Origin of the sequence: Mycetocola reblochoni REB411 (assembly GCF_900163835.1) — a bacterium.
GTDB lineage: Bacteria > Actinomycetota > Actinomycetes > Actinomycetales > Microbacteriaceae > Mycetocola_B > Mycetocola_B reblochoni.
The window spans coordinates 1-15,759 of the sequence record NZ_FUKR01000023.1 but is presented as its reverse complement, the minus strand read 5'-3'; the positions used below and the strand labels follow the sequence as shown (position 1 = coordinate 15,759).

At 70.5% G+C, this 15,759-nt stretch carries 11 protein-coding genes and 1 tRNA gene; 5 read left to right on the top strand and 7 right to left on the bottom strand.

Annotated elements, in window-relative coordinates; genetic code table 11:
- Nucleotides 1-48: 48 nt before the first annotated feature.
- From FM119_RS04475 to FM119_RS04460, 4 genes are read right to left on the bottom strand one after another with little or no spacing between them, the layout of a single operon-like run.
- Nucleotides 49-2,466 (bottom strand): glycoside hydrolase family 31 protein, encoded by a 2,418-nt coding sequence (locus FM119_RS04475; RefSeq protein ID WP_087136491.1) that lies wholly within the window; start codon nucleotides 2,464-2,466, stop codon nucleotides 49-51.
- Nucleotides 2,467-2,516: 50 nt separating this feature from the next.
- Nucleotides 2,517-3,419: a carbohydrate ABC transporter permease gene (locus FM119_RS04470; protein WP_245827266.1), complete on the bottom strand. Its 903-nt coding sequence runs from the start codon at nucleotides 3,417-3,419 to the stop codon at nucleotides 2,517-2,519.
- The gene (locus tag FM119_RS04465) at nucleotides 3,416-4,363 is read right to left on the bottom strand and encodes a carbohydrate ABC transporter permease (protein WP_245827264.1); all 948 of its coding nucleotides are present in this window, start codon (nucleotides 4,361-4,363) and stop codon (nucleotides 3,416-3,418) included. The genes FM119_RS04470 and FM119_RS04465 overlap by 4 nt, the downstream gene beginning before the upstream one ends.
- 13 nt (nucleotides 4,364-4,376) lie before the next feature.
- Nucleotides 4,377-5,630 (bottom strand): ABC transporter substrate-binding protein, encoded by a 1,254-nt coding sequence (locus FM119_RS04460; RefSeq protein WP_087136490.1) that lies wholly within the window; start codon nucleotides 5,628-5,630, stop codon nucleotides 4,377-4,379.
- A 75-nt stretch (nucleotides 5,631-5,705) separates the two neighbouring features.
- Here FM119_RS04460 and FM119_RS04455 point away from each other — a divergent pair, with 75 nt between their 5' ends.
- From FM119_RS04455 to FM119_RS04440, 4 genes are all read left to right on the top strand, one after another.
- Complete coding sequence (locus FM119_RS04455) at nucleotides 5,706-6,917, top strand: ROK family protein (RefSeq protein WP_143822624.1); 1,212 nt, start codon at nucleotides 5,706-5,708, stop codon at nucleotides 6,915-6,917.
- A 172-nt stretch (nucleotides 6,918-7,089) separates the two neighbouring features.
- Nucleotides 7,090-8,550, top strand: a complete 1,461-nt coding sequence (gndA, locus tag FM119_RS04450) for an NADP-dependent phosphogluconate dehydrogenase (RefSeq protein ID WP_087136488.1) — start codon at nucleotides 7,090-7,092, stop codon at nucleotides 8,548-8,550.
- A 146-nt stretch (nucleotides 8,551-8,696) separates the two neighbouring features.
- Nucleotides 8,697-9,833 carry an acyltransferase family protein gene (locus FM119_RS04445; protein WP_087136487.1) on the top strand — a complete coding sequence of 379 codons (1,137 nt, stop codon included), beginning with the start codon at nucleotides 8,697-8,699 and terminating at the stop codon, nucleotides 9,831-9,833.
- Nucleotides 9,834-10,001: 168 nt separating this feature from the next.
- Nucleotides 10,002-12,464, top strand: a complete 2,463-nt coding sequence (locus FM119_RS04440; protein WP_087136486.1) for a glycosyltransferase — start codon at nucleotides 10,002-10,004, stop codon at nucleotides 12,462-12,464.
- Between the two features lie 90 nt (nucleotides 12,465-12,554).
- On the opposite strand, the gene FM119_RS04435 is transcribed toward FM119_RS04440, so the two are convergent.
- The 3 genes from FM119_RS04435 to FM119_RS04425 all read right to left on the bottom strand — a co-directional run bounded on the left by FM119_RS04435 (nucleotide 12,555) and on the right by FM119_RS04425 (nucleotide 15,071).
- The gene (locus tag FM119_RS04435) at nucleotides 12,555-13,532 is read right to left on the bottom strand and encodes a ribose-phosphate diphosphokinase (protein WP_087136485.1); all 978 of its coding nucleotides are present in this window, start codon (nucleotides 13,530-13,532) and stop codon (nucleotides 12,555-12,557) included.
- Between the two features lie 35 nt (nucleotides 13,533-13,567).
- On the bottom strand, nucleotides 13,568-14,998 hold the full coding sequence (gene glmU, locus FM119_RS04430) for a bifunctional UDP-N-acetylglucosamine diphosphorylase/glucosamine-1-phosphate N-acetyltransferase GlmU (RefSeq protein WP_087136484.1): 1,431 nt from the start codon (nucleotides 14,996-14,998) through the stop codon (nucleotides 13,568-13,570).
- A gap of 1 nt (nucleotide 14,999) precedes the next feature.
- Nucleotides 15,000-15,071 (bottom strand) — tRNA-Gln (locus FM119_RS04425).
- Nucleotides 15,072-15,156: 85 nt separating this feature from the next.
- Between FM119_RS04425 and FM119_RS04420 the strand changes: the two genes are divergently transcribed.
- Complete coding sequence (locus FM119_RS04420) at nucleotides 15,157-15,663, top strand: MarR family winged helix-turn-helix transcriptional regulator (RefSeq protein ID WP_087136483.1); 507 nt, start codon at nucleotides 15,157-15,159, stop codon at nucleotides 15,661-15,663.
- The last annotated feature ends 96 nt before the right edge of the window (nucleotides 15,664-15,759 follow it).

Here is a 15,759-nt window from a genome sequence, read left to right as displayed (position 1 = left end):
GCCGGCGGTCCACCCGCCGGCCGCGCCGCCCGCTCCCCGCGTCGAGACTCAGACGGTGACGGACACCTCGAAACCGTCCGCACCGCACTCGAGAACGATGCGCTCGCCGTTCGCCTCGGCCCCGACCACCCCGGACGGGTCCGCTCCGTGGACGACGAGGATGAAGCGCTCGCGGGCGAAGCCGTCGAATCCGTCCCCGTCGGACACGGCCGACACCCGAACAGTGTCACCGTCGCGGCTCACCGTCACCCTGGTCCGGACGACGGCTCCGTCGCTGGCGGCGAAGCTCTCGCCGTCGTCCTCGTGGAGCGTGGAGACGACGTCTGGCGCCCCCGCCTCCGGGACGAACAGGTGCAGCTCGACCTCGCGCGGCGCCAGGCCCCTGGTCGACGCCGGCGCCTCGCCGAGCATCGGGACGACCGCACCCGCCCTGGCGTACAGCGGGATCCGGTCGAGCGGTGCCAGCGCGGCGATGTGCCGCCCGCCGGACAGGTACTCGTCGGTGTGCCAGTCGTACCAGCCGCCCTCGGGCAGGTACACCGACCGGGTCACCGCCCCCGCCTCGACGATCGGGGCGACGAGCAGGTCGGCGCCGAACAGGTACTGGTCCTCGACCGACTCGACGATCGCGTCGTACTGGTACGAGAACGCCAACGGTCGCTGGACGGGTGCCCCGGTCTCCGACGCGGCCACGAACGCCGAGTAGATGTACGGCAGCAGCCGGTAGCGCAGCTGCAGCGCCTCGCGCGCGATCCGCTCCACCGCGGGACCGAACGACCACGGATACTGCGGTCGCTGGTAGATCATCGAGTGGTTGCGGCAGAACGGGGTGAGCGCGCCGTACTGCATCCACCTGGCGAACAGTTCGGCCCCGCTGTCGCCCGCGAAGCCGCCGATGTCGGCGCCGACGAACGCCTGGCCCGACATCCCCAGCCCGTTCGCCATCGCGATGCTCAGCCGCAGGTGGTCCCAGTTGGCGACGTTGTCGCCCATCCAGTTGGCCGCGTAGCGCTGGATGCCCGCCGATCCGGCGCGCGAGAGCACGAAGGTCCTCCGGTCGGGCATCGCCTCGAGCAGGCCCTGGGTGGTGCCCATCGCCATGAGCAGCGCGTACTGGTTGTGGTACCTCTCGTGGGAGAACTCGCCGCGGCCGAAGCGCATCCCCAGCGGACTGATCACGCCGGTCGCCGGCTCGTTCATGTCGTTCCAGATGCCGGCGATGCCCGAGCGGACGTGCTCCGCGTTGAGCGCGCCCCACCAGCGGCGGCCCTCCTCGGTCACCAGGTCGGGGAACGCGGTGTCGCCGGGCCAGACCTGGCCGATGTAGATGTCGCCGCCCTCCGTCAGGCAGAGCACCCCGCGCTCGACGGCGTCGTCGAAGACGCCGTAGCCCGGCTCCGCCTTGACCCCGGGGTCGACGATCGTGATCATGCGGAATCCGTCGTCCTCGAGCGAGGAGAGCATGCCGGGCACGTCGGGGAACAGCTCGCTGTTCCAGGTGAACACGCGGTATCCGTCCATGTACTCGATATCGAGCCACAGGGTGTCGCAGGGGATCTCGCGCTCACGGAAGCCCTGGGCAAGCTCGAGCACGTCGGACTGCTCGTAGCCGTGCCAGCGGCACTGGTGGTAGCCGAGCGACCAGAGCGGCGGGAGGGCGGTGCGGCCGGTCAGCCAGGTGTAGGCCTCGATGATGCCGGGGATGTCCGGGCCGGCGAAGATGTACTCCGTGTACTGCCCGCCCTCGAACCGCACGGCCGTGCGGTCGCCGTTGCGGAAGTCGTAGTGCCCGCTGTAGCCGTTGTCGACGAAGGAGCCGAAGGCGTGCCCCGTCGCGGGGTCCTGCTCGATGACGAAGGGGATCGACATGTAGTAGGGGTCGAAGTCAGTGCTCATCGGGTCGGCCCGCGGGTCCGCGGCGTCCCTGCCGCGGGTGAACTCGCCGGAGGACGTCGGGTTCAGCACGTCGACGTTCCAGAGGTTGTAGTCCTTGCCCTTGCGGTTGTGCGGGCCGGTCTTCTCCCCCAGGCCGTAGACCGCGCCGCCGGGGCTGCTGCGACGCGCGAAGGCGAAGGCGTCGTTCAGCGTCGCGTAGCCCGCCCGGCCGCCGTCCCCGTCGGGAGCGGTCTCGACGACGACCGTGCCGTCGGCACGGTGCACGTCGATGCCGAACGGCTCCGTCGTGACGCTGACCGTGACGGCCGGCGTCGAGACGGTCACCCGCTCAGCACCGATCTCGACGTCGACGTCCACCTCCTCCTGTTCCAGGTCGTCGCGGACGGCGTAGCTCGGCGACTCGTCGAAGACGCCGCCGCGGCTGATCTTCAGCCGCACGACATCGTCACGGATCGCGTCGACGCGCAGCAGCTCGGGACGGACGCCCCCGCCGAGCTCGGCGATGATGCCGGTGTCGGTCAGGGACACGTTCGTGACGGTGGTCAGTGCACGCAGTGCGGGTGAGGACATTCGCGGGGTTCTGCTCTTTCTCTCGGATGGGTGGACCGGCGGTGGCCGCGCTACTTGATGGCCCCGCGCATCACGCCGGACATGACCCACTTCTGGGCGAAGACGAACGCGATGAGGGTGGGGACCATGGCCATGAGGTAGGACGCGAAGGCCAGGTTGTACTCGGTGTTGAACTCGCCCTGGAACAGCTGCTGGACGACGGGGAGGGTCTGCAGCTCGGGGTTGGCGATCATCATCTGCGGGAGCAGGAAGTCGTTCCACGCGCCGAGGAACGCGAAGATCCCGACGGTCGCGTTCATCGGCCCGAGCAGCGGGAAGATCACGCGCCAGAACACCTGCCAGGTGGTGGCGCCGTCGATCCGCGCCGACTCCTCCAGCTCGAGAGGGATGGAGCGGAGGAAGGCGATGTACAGCAGGGAGTTGAAGGCGATCCCGCCGACGATGTGGATCAGCGTGACGCCGACGGGCCCGTCGATCCCGAGCATCGCCGTCAGCTTGATGAGCGGCAGGATGAGCACCGTGAAGGGCACGAACAGTCCCGACAGCAGGTAGATGTACGCCACCTTGTATGCCCGGCGGTGCCAGTTGCGGGCGATCGCGTACGCCACCATGGAGCAGACGACGATCGCACCGGCGACAGAGAACACGGTGATGAGCGCGGTGACCATCAGCGAGCGGCCGAAGCCGACCATCTCCCACGCCCGGGCGAAGTTGTCCCAGACGATCGGGCTGGGGAACTCCAGGCCGCTGCCCGAGCCGATCTGGGCGGGCGACTTGAACGCCATGACGATGGTGAAGTACAGCGGGACGAGCACCGTCAGGGAGGCGGCGATCATGAGGATCGTCAGCGGCCAGCTCGGCCGCCCCAGACGGCCTCGGCGCGGTCCGACGGGCGCGGAGCCGCCCTCGAGGGCGGCGTCGGCGACGCCGGGGTTCACAGTTGTCGAGCTCACAGCGACATTCCCTTCCTGCTCACGCGCAGTTGGACCAGCGAGATGATGAGGGTGATGACGAAGAACACCAGCGAGTTGGCGGCCTGGTAGGCGAAGTCGCCGCCGTTGAGACCGCCCATGATCCGCATCGAGACGGTCATGGTGGAGATCCCCGGTCCGCCGCCGGTCATGGCGACGATGATGTCGTAGGCGCCGAGGTAGCCGCGGAAGCCGAGGATGATGTTGATGACCAGGTAGACCGCGAGCATCGGCATGGTGATGCTGCGGAACTGGCGCCACGCGCTCGCCCCGTCGACGCTCGCGGCCTCGTAGAGCTCACGCGGCACGGCCTGCAGGCCGGCGAGGTAGATGAGTGTCGTCCCGGGGATGCTCGTCCAGGCCGTGACGAACACGATCGGGATCCACGCGGTGGAGGCGTCGGCGAGCATCGTCGTCGCCAGCGGCACGAGGCCGAGCGAGTCGGCGATCATGGGCAGCGTGCTGTTGAACAGGAAGGTGAACACGTAGGCGACGACGAGGGCGGAGAGCACCATCGGGATGAAGAACACCGTCCTGATGGGCGTGCGCCACTTGATGTTCGCGTTGAGCCCCAGCGCGATGGCCATCGCCAGAACGTTGACGACGACGACGCAGACGATCGCCAGGAAGAACGTGAAGCCGTACGGCGCCCAGATGTTCGGGTCGGTGAACAGCGCCACGTAGTTGCCGAGCCCGACGAACTCCCACTCGCCGAAGCCGGCGTAGCTGGTGAAGCTGAAGAAGACGCCGATGAGGGTCGGCACGATGAGGAACACGGTGAAGAGGAACACCGCGGGGAAGACCATGAGCCGGAACGCCCAGTCGCGTTGCGCGCCGACCCGCCGGGTGGGGACCGGTCGCGCGGCCCCGGCCGAGGCCGGGGTCCCCGCCGGCGGCGCGCCGGTCAGTGCTGTTGCCTGTGTCACTGCAGTTCTCCGATCACTGGATGCCCCTGAGTTCGTTCCGGCGTGCCTCGCGCTGCCACTCCTCGGTGAGCGACGTCGTGAACGCGGGCTGGTTCCGGTAGAGCGCGAACTCCTGGAAGTAGTTGGACTTGGGGATCGCGCCGAAGTAGGCGCTCATGCCCAGGTAGAACCGCTGGTCCTCGACGTAGGGCACGAGTCCGGCGAGGCGCGGGTCGGTGGGCGGGCCGACGCTCTCCAGGGGGGAGAACGCGGCGTTGGTGGTGTTGTAGTCGGCGTTGACCCGGTCCTCGTACATGAACTCGATCAGCCGGCGGGCCTCGTCCTCGTGCTTCGCCCCGGTGGGGATGGACACCACGAGGTCGAGCACGATGCGCGCCTGGGTGTCGGCGGGGTCGTTCGTCGTCGGGAGGGCGAACGTGCCCAGCTCGATGTCAGGGTTGACCGCCTCCACCTCTGACAGCGCCCACGGACCCTGGAAGTACATCGCCGCCGCGCCGTTGGCGAAGGCCACGTTCCCGTCGGCGTAGTTCTTGCTGCGCGCGTCGGGCTGGGTCTGCTCGAAGATCCAGTCCGCCTTGTCGAGGCTGCCACCGATGAGCCCCTCGAAAGACGACGGCGACGTCGGCGTGAGCGTGGGGCCGTCCTCGCGGAGCTTCGCGAAGTCGTCGGAGAAGTCGCCGACGACGTAGTCCATGACCATGTCCGTCGTCCACGGCTCACGGAATGTCCCGTAGATCGGCGTGATGTCGCGCTCGGTGAGCGTCTCGCACAGCTGCTGGAACTCGTCCCAGGTCTGCGGGACCTCGAGCCCCTGCTCGGCGAAGATCTCCTTGTTGTAGATCACGCCGGCGCTGACGAGCGAGAAGGGCAGGGCGTCGAGCTTGCCCCCTCCCCCTCCCCACTGCCGCACGAGGTCGAGGGTCGTGTCGGGGATGCGCTGGGCGGCCTCGGTGTCGGAGAGGTCGGTGAAGACGCCGCGCTGCGCGAGCACGCTTTCCGCCGATGCCCATCCGGCGATGCGGACGTCCGGCGGGTCGCCGCGGACGAGGTCGGGGATGAAGCCGGCCTCGTGGGGGTCGAGCTGGACGCGCACGTCGGGGTTCTCCTCCTCGAACTGGGCGATGAGGTCCTCGAACAGGGCGGGCGGCTTGTTGATGTTGACCGTGATCGTCGTCTGGCCCGTGTCGCTCGCGCAGGCGGCCAGCGGCAGCAGCAGCACCGCGCTCACGGCCGCTGCCGCGATCCGGCCGGTGGCGGGTAAAACCATCGTGTCCTCCTTGACACCAATTAATTTGGGCTTTCAATTTATAGCCTCAACTGAAGCTAGGGCAGACTGGGGAGCGTGTCAACAACCACCAGCGGCGCACCGGGCCATCGCGCCGCGACGACGCCGTCGACGATGCGGGCAGCCAACCGCTCCGCCGTGCTCAAGCAGGCCTGGGGGATGCCGCAGACGTTCACCGCCTCCGAGCTGATGGCCCTGAGCGGGCTCACCAGGGCCACCGTCCTCGACGTCTGCCGCGACCTGCTCCAGCGGGGCTGGATCCAGCCCGGAGCGACCGAGACCGCCGCCACGCGGGGCCGGCAGGCGCTGCGCTTCGCGTTCAACGCGCGACGGACGCTCGTCGTCGGCGCCGACATCGGCCACCACTCCCTCAGCGTCGAGGTGGCCGACCTGAGCGGCACCACCCTCGGCAGCGACACCCGTGTCTTCGACGAGGATGACGACGAGCAGCGCGGCTCCCACCTGACCGCCGTGACGCTGCGCGCGCTCGAGGCAGCGGGCGTGGACCGCTCCGAGGTCTCGACCGCCTGCGTCGGGATCGCCGCCCCCGTCACCACCTCGGGGACCCCTCCGACCGGAAGCAGCTTCTGGGGCTCGGTCGCCATCGACCTCGAACGGCTCGCCGTCGACTTCCCCGGCTGGGGGTTCCACGTCGAGAACGACGCCAACCTCGCCGTGCTCGCCGAGATGCACCACGAGGACATCGCCCCCGACGCCACCCTGATCGCCCTCCTGTCAGGCGAACGGCTCGGCGCAGGCATCATGATCGGCGGCAGGCTGCACCGGGGAGCGCACGGCACGGCGGGCGAGATGGAGTACCTCGACCAGGTGGTCGGGGTGGAGGGCAGCTTCGGCCTCGCCGCCCTGGCCCGCATCCTCGCGGGCGAGGCCCTGCGCACCGGGGCCGACAGCTCGCTCAGACGACACGTCGCCGAGGGCACGGGCGAGGTCAGTGCCGCCCAGGTGCTCCAGGCGGCCGCGGACGGCGACCGGCTGGCGCTCACCGTCCTCGACCGCACCGCCGAGCGCCTCGCCACCACGCTGATGACCATCGGAGGGCTCCTCGACCCCGAGCTCGTCGTGATCTCCGGTGGCGTCGCCGGGCTGGCACAACCCGTCGTCGCCGACGTCAACCGCCGGCTCGCCGAGCTCCTGCCCGCTCCCCCCGAGGTCAGGGCGTCATCCCTCGGCAGGGAGGTCGTGCTCAAGGGCGCGGTCCGGATGGCCATCGACCGCGTGAGGGCCACGGCACTGGCCGATCTGGCCTGACCGCGAGCGCGCCCCCGAGTCGCCGAGAAGCTGCCGATCCCTCGGCCCCGCGCTGCTAGCGTTGGAGGCGACCCGCCACCACGCGGACCCCCGAGGTGACCCCCGACACCCGCCTCGGTCGTTCATCGGCGCATCCCGCCGGTCGTTGCAGTCGAACCTCAGGAGAAATTCAATGGCGGATTCACCGCAGGCAGTAGCAAACATCGGAGTCATCGGCCTGGCCGTGATGGGCAGCAACCTGGCCCGCAACCTGGCCAGCCGCGAAGGCAACACGGTCGCCGTGTACAACCGCTCGCCCGAGCGCACCCGCACCCTCATCGCCGAGCACCCCGAGGCCGGCTTCGTCGCGAGCGAGGACATCGACGACTTCGTCGCCTCGCTGCAGAAGCCCCGCACCGCGATCATCATGGTCCAGGCCGGCCGCGGCACCGACGCCGTCATCGAGCAGCTGACCGAGCGCTTCGAGCCCGGCGACATCATCGTCGACGGCGGCAACGCGCTGTTCACCGACACGATCCGCCGCGAGCAGACCGTCAAGGCGACCGGCGTGCACTTCGTCGGCGCGGGCATCTCCGGTGGGGAGGAGGGCGCCCTCAAGGGCCCGAGCATCATGCCGGGCGGCTCCGCCGAGTCCTACGCCACCCTCGGCCCGATCCTGTCCTCCATCGCCGCCGTCGCCGAGGGCGAGCCGTGCGTGACCCACGTCGGCACCGACGGCGCCGGGCACTTCGTCAAGATGATCCACAACGGCATCGAGTACGCGGACATGCAGCTCATCGCCGAGGCCTACGACCTGCTGCGCAACGTCGCCGGCTTCACCCCCGCCGAGATCGCCGAGATCTTCGCCGAGTGGAACCGCGGCGAGCTGGAGTCCTACCTCATCGAGATCACGGCGGAGGTCCTGCGTCAGGTCGACGCCCGCACCGGGGCTCCGCTGGTCGACGTCATCCTCGACGAGGCCGGTTCGAAGGGCACCGGCGTCTGGACCGTTCAGAACGCCCTCGACCTCGGCGTCCCCGTCTCCGGCATCGCCGAGGCGGTCTTCGCCCGCAGCCTGTCCTCCCACCGCGCCCAGCGCGAGGCCGCGACCGCCCTCCCCGGCCCCTCCGCAACGGTGAGCATCGAGGACCGCGACGCCTTCGTCGAGGACGTCCGCCTCGCGCTCTACGCGTCGAAGATCGTCGCCTACTCCCAGGGCTTCGACGCGATCCGCGAGGGCGCGACGAAGTACGGCTGGAGCATCGACGAGGGCGCGATCTCGAAGATCTGGCGCGGCGGCTGCATCATCAGGGCGCAGTTCCTCAACCGCATCGCTGACGCCTACGCCGAGCAGCCCGGCCTGGAGGCGCTGCTGACGGCGCCGTACTTCACCGAGGCCATCGCCGCGTCGCAGGAGTCGTGGCGCCGGGTGGTCGTGCTCGCCGCCCAGGCAGGCATCCCCGCCCCGGCGTTCTCGTCGTCGCTGTCCTACTACGACGGGCTCCGCGCCGAGCGCCTGCCCGCCGCACTCGTGCAGGGCCAGCGCGACTTCTTCGGCGCGCACACCTACAAGCGGGTCGACGTCGACGGCGTGTTCCACACGCTGTGGTCGGGCGACCGCAGCGAGATCGAGACGACTCCGTCCAGCCACTAGCCCGGCCGGGACGACGGCGGGCGACACGCGAGGAGCGTGTCGCCCGCCGTCGTCTGTCCGTCCCCCTGGCTAGACTCGGGGTTCGTCCAGACAGCTTCCCTAGCCTGGATTCATTCTGTGCCAGCGGTCCGAAGGGGTGACGTTTTCTGAGCGAGACGAGCCGAATCGGGGCCACCCCCACCACACGACTGCACTCACTCGACGGCCTCCGAGGCGTGGCGAGCGCCATCGTCCTCATCCACCACGTCAGCCTCATCGTGCTCCCCGTCGCCACCGGCTCGGCCGGCCCCGTCTGGTGGCTGATCACCCAGAGCCCGCTGTCGGTCCTGTTCGCCGGACACGAGTCGGTCATCGTCTTCTTCGTGCTCAGCGGTCTCGTCGTCACGCTGCCGCTGATGAAACCGAGCTCGGACCTGGTGGCGTACTACCCGTCCCGGGTGCTGCGGCTCTACCTGCCCGTGTGGGGCGCGCTCGCGCTCGCGGCCGCGCTCGTGCTGATCGTGCCGAGGGACCTCGCCCAGGTCGCGGACGACTCCTGGCTGGCGACGACGAACGCGCTCAGCGTCGACCCGGGTGAGCTGCTGCGCCAGGCGAGCCTGACCTCGGCGCAGTACGACCTCAGCAACCCGCTCTGGTCGCTGCGCTGGGAGATGCTCTACTCGCTGCTGGCCCCGCTGTTCATGGTCGCCGCCCGCGCCTGCCGCCGCTGGGTGTGGCCGGCCGGCGCCGCAGCGGTCGCGATCGTCCTCGTCGGCCAGCTGATCGGCAACTCCTACCTGATCTACCTGCCGCCGTTCTTCATCGGCGCGCTCATCGCCGTCTCGCTTCCCCGGGTGCTGGAGCTGCGCACCGCGGAGCACCGGCCGTCCACGGCCACCTGGGCGTGGCTGCTGACCGGCTCGATCGCCCTGCTCATGCTCCGCACCCTGTTCTCCCCTCTCGTCGAGGACGGCGAACCGGTCGCCGCCGCGCTGTCCGCGCTCATCCCCGCCGGTGCCGCTGGCGTCGTGCTGTGCGTGCTGGCCTGGCCCGGCGCCGACCGCCTGCTGGCTCGCGCCGTGCCTCAGTGGCTCGGCCGCATCTCCTTCAGCCTCTACCTCATCCACGTGCCGATCCTCGTGACGCTCGCGTTCGCGCTCGGCGACGCGGCCTGGCCGGCGATCATGCTCATCGGCGTCCCGCTGTGCCTGCTCGCCGCCGAGGTGTTCGAGCGGGTCGTCGAGAAGCCATCGCACCGGCTCTCGCGGAGCGTGCGCCGTCGGATCGTCGAACGTCGACACTGAATCGTCATCGGCCGCACCGGGACCGCGTCGGACGCGCGACCGGGCAGCGGCGATAATCGTAGAGCCAGGACCGTCACAGGAGGAACCATCAACACCCGACTCACCGCCAGCCTCCGCCGCGTCCGCCGGCTGCGTTCCCGCGTCCGCCAGGGACTGCTCGCCGAGTGGGTGGCGCACTGCCGTCGACAGCCGATCGCGCCGGACACCGTGCTGTACGAGTCCTTCGGCGGCCGGGGGGCGCTCTGCAACCCCGAGGCGATCTTCCGTGCCGCGCACGCCGACGTGCGCCTGCACCGGCTCGAACACGTCTGGGCGATCGACCCGGCGCAGATGGGCTCGCCCTCGGTGCGCGCGCTCGCGCAGACGCCCCGGGTCCGGGTCGTCGAGCGCGGATCCCGCGCCTACTGGATGGCGTTGAGCACGGCGGGGACGCTGATCAACAACGCGACCTTCCTCCCGCAGTTCAGCAAGCGCGCGGGCCAGACCTATCTCAACACCTGGCACGGGACCCCGCTCAAGCACATGGGCTTCGACATGCCCAACGGCGCCGTGGAGTCCGCGAACGTGACCCGGAACTTCCTGGCCGCCGACTACCTGCTCTCCCAGAACCCGTTCATGACCGAGCGCATGTACCTGACCGGGTACCGGCTGCGCGGGATCCTGCCGGGGCGGATCCTCGAACTCGGCTACCCGCGCACCGACCTGCAGCACGACGGCGGTCTTGTCGCATCCGTCCGCCTCGCCCTCGACGACGCCGGCTACGACCTCGCCGGGCGCCGCGTGGTGCTCTACGCCCCGACCTGGCGCGGCGCCACCTTCGGACGCCCGCAGAACAACGCGGCGGAGCTGCTGGCGACGGTGGCCCGGCTCCAAGCAGCCCTCGGAGACGAGGTCCGCGTGCTGCTCAAGCCGCACCCCTCCGTCGCGCGGTTCGCCCGCGAGCTGCCGGAGGGGCACGGCGTCGTCGTCCCCGACGAGATGCCGACGAACGTCGTGCTCGGCCTTGCCGACACGCTCGTGACCGACTTCTCCTCCATCTTCTTCGACTACCTCTCGCTCGGACGGCCGATCGTGTTCTTCGCGCCCGACGCCGAGGACTACTCCATCGACAGGGGCATGTACTGGCCCGCGACGGAGCTGCCCGGAGCGCTGTGCTCCGACGAGGACCAGCTCGCCGGGGCGCTCCGCACGGCGCTCGCCGGGGACGAGGCCGAGGCACTGGCCGAGCGCCGTCGACGCTGGCAGGACGAGCTCACCGCCGAGGACACCGGAGACTCCTCCGCCCGGGTCGTCGAGCTGCTGTTCGCCGGCGCCTCCCCCGTCGGGGGTGCACACGCCGCCGGCGTGAGCGGGAGCGCGGCGGCGCTGCCGGGCAGCCGGACCGGCTCCCCCGGCACTCCGGCCACCGCCGCGGCGGCCCCGCCGGCGGAGAAGCAGCGGCTGCTGCTGTACCCCGGGGGCATGCGCCCGAACGGCATCACGGTCTCCGTGCTCAACCTGCTCGCCCGGCTCGACTACGACCGCTTCGACGTCACGGTGATCTGCGCCAAACCGCGCAGCGCCGCGGAGGCCAGGACCCAGGCCCTCGTCGACCCGCGCGCCCGGCTGCTGCTGCGGGTCGGCGGGATGAACGGCTCGAAGGCGAACCAGCTCGTCCGGCGCGTCTTCCAGCGCCCGGGGCTCATCCGCGTCGCCCAGCGCCTGGGCTCGCAGCGCCGGCTCTGGCAGGCCGAGGTGGAGCGCTGCTTCGGCGGCGCCCGCTTCGACCGGGCCATCGACTTCAGCGGGTACGCCCAGTTCTGGGCCCAGCTCGTGCTCGCGGCACCGGCGGACAAACGTGCCATCTGGCTGCACAACGACCTGGCCGCCGAGGCGAACCGTCCCGTCAACGGCCGCACGCCGATGAAACGCTCGCTCGGGGCCGTCGCCCGGCTGTACGCGAGCTTCGACTCGCTCGTGTCGGTGTCGCCGGCGCTCAGCCGCATCAACGAGGCGGCGTTCCGGGGCATCGCACCGCGCTCCCGCTTCGTCTCGGCGCGAAACGTCATGTCCGTGACCGCGCCGAGCGCGACGGCCGAGGAGGAGAACGGCCCCTGGCTCAGCCGGATGTCCGAGCAGGGCACCTTCTGGTTCATCACCGTCGGCAGGTACTCGGCCGAGAAGAACCAGGAGCGGCTGATCCGGGCGTTCGCGCTGGTGCACGCCGAACGCCAGGAGACCCGGCTCATCCTCGTCGGCTACGGCCCCCTGCATGCGCGCCTGACGGCCGTGGTCGAGGAGCTCGGCCTCGAGGACTCCGTGTTCCTGACCGGCGCGCTGTCGACGCCGCTTCAGCTGATGGAGGCGGCCGACGCGTTCGTCCTCTCCAGCGACTGGGAGGGCCAGCCCATGGTGCTGCTCGAGGCCGCGACGGTCGGGCTGCCGATCGTGAGCGTCGCCTTCGGCTCGGTGTCCAGCGCGCTGCCCGGCGACGAGCTGCACGTCGTCGAGCGCACCGTTCCCGCCCTCGCGGACGGTCTGCGCGCCGCACTGGACGGCGCCGTCACCGCGGCGAGGCTCGACATCGCCGACTACAACCGTTCGGCGCTGACCGAGTTCGCCGAGGCCATCGACGAGGGCGCCGTGCGCTGACCGGCACGGCGGGCTCCCCCTCGCCCCTGCCCGAGACGACGGGCCCCGCATCGGAATGATGCGGGGCCCGTCGAGTCGATCGGTGGACGGCTAGGCCGCGCCGTCGAACATGCTCGTCACCGAACCGTCCTCGAAGACCTCGCGGATCGCCCGCGCCAGAAGCGGCGCGATGGAGAGCACCTCGAGCGTCGGGAAGCGCTTGTCGTCCGGTACCGGCAGCGTGTCGGTGACGACGACGGAGTCGATCGCGTCCGACTGCAGCAGCTCGATGGCCGGATCGCTGAACACGGCGTGGGTCGCGGCGACGACCACGCCCGTGGCCCCGTTCGCCTTGAGCGCCTCGGCGGCCTTGACGATGGTGCGGCCGGTGTCGATGAGGTCGTCGACGAGCAGGCAGACCCGGCCGTCGACGTCGCCGACGATCTCGTGCACGGACACCTGGTTCGGGACGAGCGGGTCCCTCCGCTTGTGGATGATGGCCAGCGGGGCGCCGAGCTTGTCGCTCCAGATGTCGGCGACGCGGACGCGGCCCATGTCCGGCGACACCACGGTGAGGCTCGAGGGGTCGAGCTTCTCGCGGAAGTGCTCCAGCAGGACCGGCATGGCGAAGAGGTGGTCGACGGGGCCGTCGAAGAAGCCCTGGATCTGCGCGGCGTGCAGGTCGACGCTCATGATGCGGTCCGCGCCGGCCGCCTTGAACAGATCGGCGACGAGGCGGGCCGAGATGGGCTCGCGCCCGCGGCCCTTCTTGTCCTGCCTGGCGTAGGGGTAGAACGGGGCGACGACGGTGATCCGCTTCGCCGAGGCGCGCTTGAGGGCGTCGACCATGATCAGCTGCTCCATGAGCCACTCGTTGATCGGTGCGCTGTGCGCCTGGATGACGAAGGCGTCCGAACCGCGGACGCTCTCGTCGTACCTGGCGTAGATCTCGCCGTTGGCGAAGGTCCGCGAGTCGATCGGCAGCAGCTCGATCTTCAGCTCACGAGCGATCGCCTCGGCAAGGGCAGGGTGGGCCCGTCCGGTGGTGAGGACGAGACGTTTTTCTCCAGTGGCCTTGATGCCGGACACGTTCCTGCTTCCTGCCGGTCGGGGACCGGCGTCGTTCAACGATCGGACGATGCGCTCTGCGCGGCCTCGTCTGCCGCCGTGCCGGGTCGGTGCGTGGCGACCCAGCCCTCCATGTTCCGTTGAGGAGCGACGTTGATCGCGAGTGCGCCGGCCGGAATGTCCTTCCTGACCACCGTTCCCGCTCCCGTGTACGCTCCGTCACCCATCCTAACCGGTGCCACGAAGACCGTATGGCTGGCCACCCGCGAATGCGAGCCGATCTCGGTGCGGTGCTTGTCGACGCCGTCGTAGTTGGCGGTGATCGAGCCGGCGCCGAGGTTGACTCCCTCGCCGAGCTCCGCGTCGCCGACGTAGTTGAAGTGCGCCAGCTTGGAGCCGCGCCCGATGATCGCGTTCTTCGTCTCGCTGAAGGTGCCGATCGTGCCCTCGTCGGCGAGCTGGGTCCCCGGTCGCAGGTAGGCGAACGGCCCGACCGTGGTGTCTGCGCCGATGACCGCGAGAGTGGCGTCGCTGCGGCGGACGACGGCGTTCTCACCGACCTCGCACGCGTTCAGCGTCGTGTCCGGCCCGATCACGGCTCCGGTGGCGACGACGCTCGCCCGGAGGATCTGGGTGCCGGGGAGCACGGTGACGTCGGGCGCGAGGCTGACGTCGCGGTCGATCCACGTCGTCGCCGGGTCCTGGACGGTGACGCCCTCGCGCTGCCAGAAGCGGATGATCTCCGCGTTGAGCCGGGCCGCCGCGTCCGCCAGCTGCACACGGTCGTTGATCCCCTCCAGACGCCAGGCCTCCTCGGCCGCGTGCGCGCCCACCATCTCGCCGCGCTCGGTCAGCGCCTGGATGACGTCGGTGACGTACTTCTCCGACTGGGCGTTGTCGGTGCCGAGCCGCGGGAGCTCGGCACGGAGCGCCGCGACGCGGAAGATGTAGACGCCGGCGTTGATCTCGGCGACGCGGCGCTCCTCCGCGGTGGCGTCCTTGTGCTCGACGATGCGCTGCACGCGCTCCGCCTCGCCGCGGATGATCCGGCCGTAGCCGGTCGCGTCGTCGAGGATCGCCGACAGCAGGGACGCGGCCGCCCCGGAGCTCCGGTGCCGCTCGATGAGGCGCTCGAGGGTCGCCGGGTCCAGCAGCGGCACGTCGCCGTTGACGACGAGCACGTCGCCGTCGAAGTCGCCGGGGAGCGCGTCGACCGCCTGCTCCACCGCCCGGCCCGTCCCCGGCACCTCGTCCTGGTCCACGATGACACTGCCGGGGGCGTCCTCCGCGACGAGGGCGGCGATGCGGTCACGCTCGTGGCGGACGACGACGAGCAGGTGCCCGGCGCTCAGCGCGGACACCGTCGCCAGCACATGGGACAGCACGGGCGCGCCCGCGAGCGGGTGCAGCAGCTTCGGGGTCGCGGAGCGCATCCGGGTTCCCTGACCGGCGGCGAGGACGATGACGGCGAGATTCGAATCAGACATGCTCCGCCTCCAGGACTCGAACCTGGACTTCACAGCTCCAAAGGCTGTCGTGCTGCCATTACACCAAGGCGGACCGTGCCGAGGGCACCCCCACAGTCTGCCAGATGCCCGCCCGTGCCCTCCTCGTGTCCCCGGCCGTGCGACGGGATAATGGCGGCATGCGCGAGAACGAGGACGAGGTCGACAGGATCGTCGACGCCTGGCAGGCCGAGCGGCCCGACCTCGACTTCGCACCGCTGCAGGTGCTGTCGCGGGTGAAGCGCCTCGCCAAGCACCTGGACGGCGCCCGACGCCGGGCCTTCGCCACCGCCGAGCTGGAGGCGTGGGAGTTCGACGTGCTCGCCGCCCTTCGCCGCGCCGGCTCCCCCTATGAGCTCGGCCCGAAGGCGCTGCTCACCCAGACGCTCGTCTCCAGCGGCACGATGACGAACCGCATCGACCGGCTGAGCGAGCGCGGACTCGTCGACCGCCGTGCGGACCCGAGCGACGGGCGGAGCGTCCTCGTCCAGATGACGGCCGAGGGGCTGGACCGGGTCGACCGGGCCATCACCGAGCTGACCGCCGCCGAGCATCTGCTGCTCGGCGGCCTGACCGGCGCCGAGGGGAAGCGCCTGGGCGACCTGCTCCGCAAGCTCGCCGTGTCCTTCGACTCGCCGGCTCCGTGACGTTTGTCACGTCGGGGTCGTGACCGGCGCGCTACGGCCCCGCCCCCGCCGGCCGCCAGGCTGGGGGCATGTCACCCGCAGCATCGCCCGACGCAC

Excerpts from the sequence above, each read along its gene's own strand:
- FM119_RS04475 (WP_087136491.1), bottom strand. The coding sequence starts at position 2,466 with ATGTCCTCACCCGCACTGCGTGCACTGACCACCGTCACGAACGTGTCC.
- FM119_RS04460 (WP_087136490.1), bottom strand. The coding sequence starts at position 5,630 with ATGGTTTTACCCGCCACCGGCCGGATCGCGGCAGCGGCCGTGAGCGCG.
- gndA (WP_087136488.1), top strand. The coding sequence starts at position 7,090 with ATGGCGGATTCACCGCAGGCAGTAGCAAACATCGGAGTCATCGGCCTG.
- glmU (WP_087136484.1), bottom strand. The coding sequence starts at position 14,998 with ATGTCTGATTCGAATCTCGCCGTCATCGTCCTCGCCGCCGGTCAGGGA.
- FM119_RS04420 (WP_087136483.1), top strand. The coding sequence starts at position 15,157 with ATGCGCGAGAACGAGGACGAGGTCGACAGGATCGTCGACGCCTGGCAG.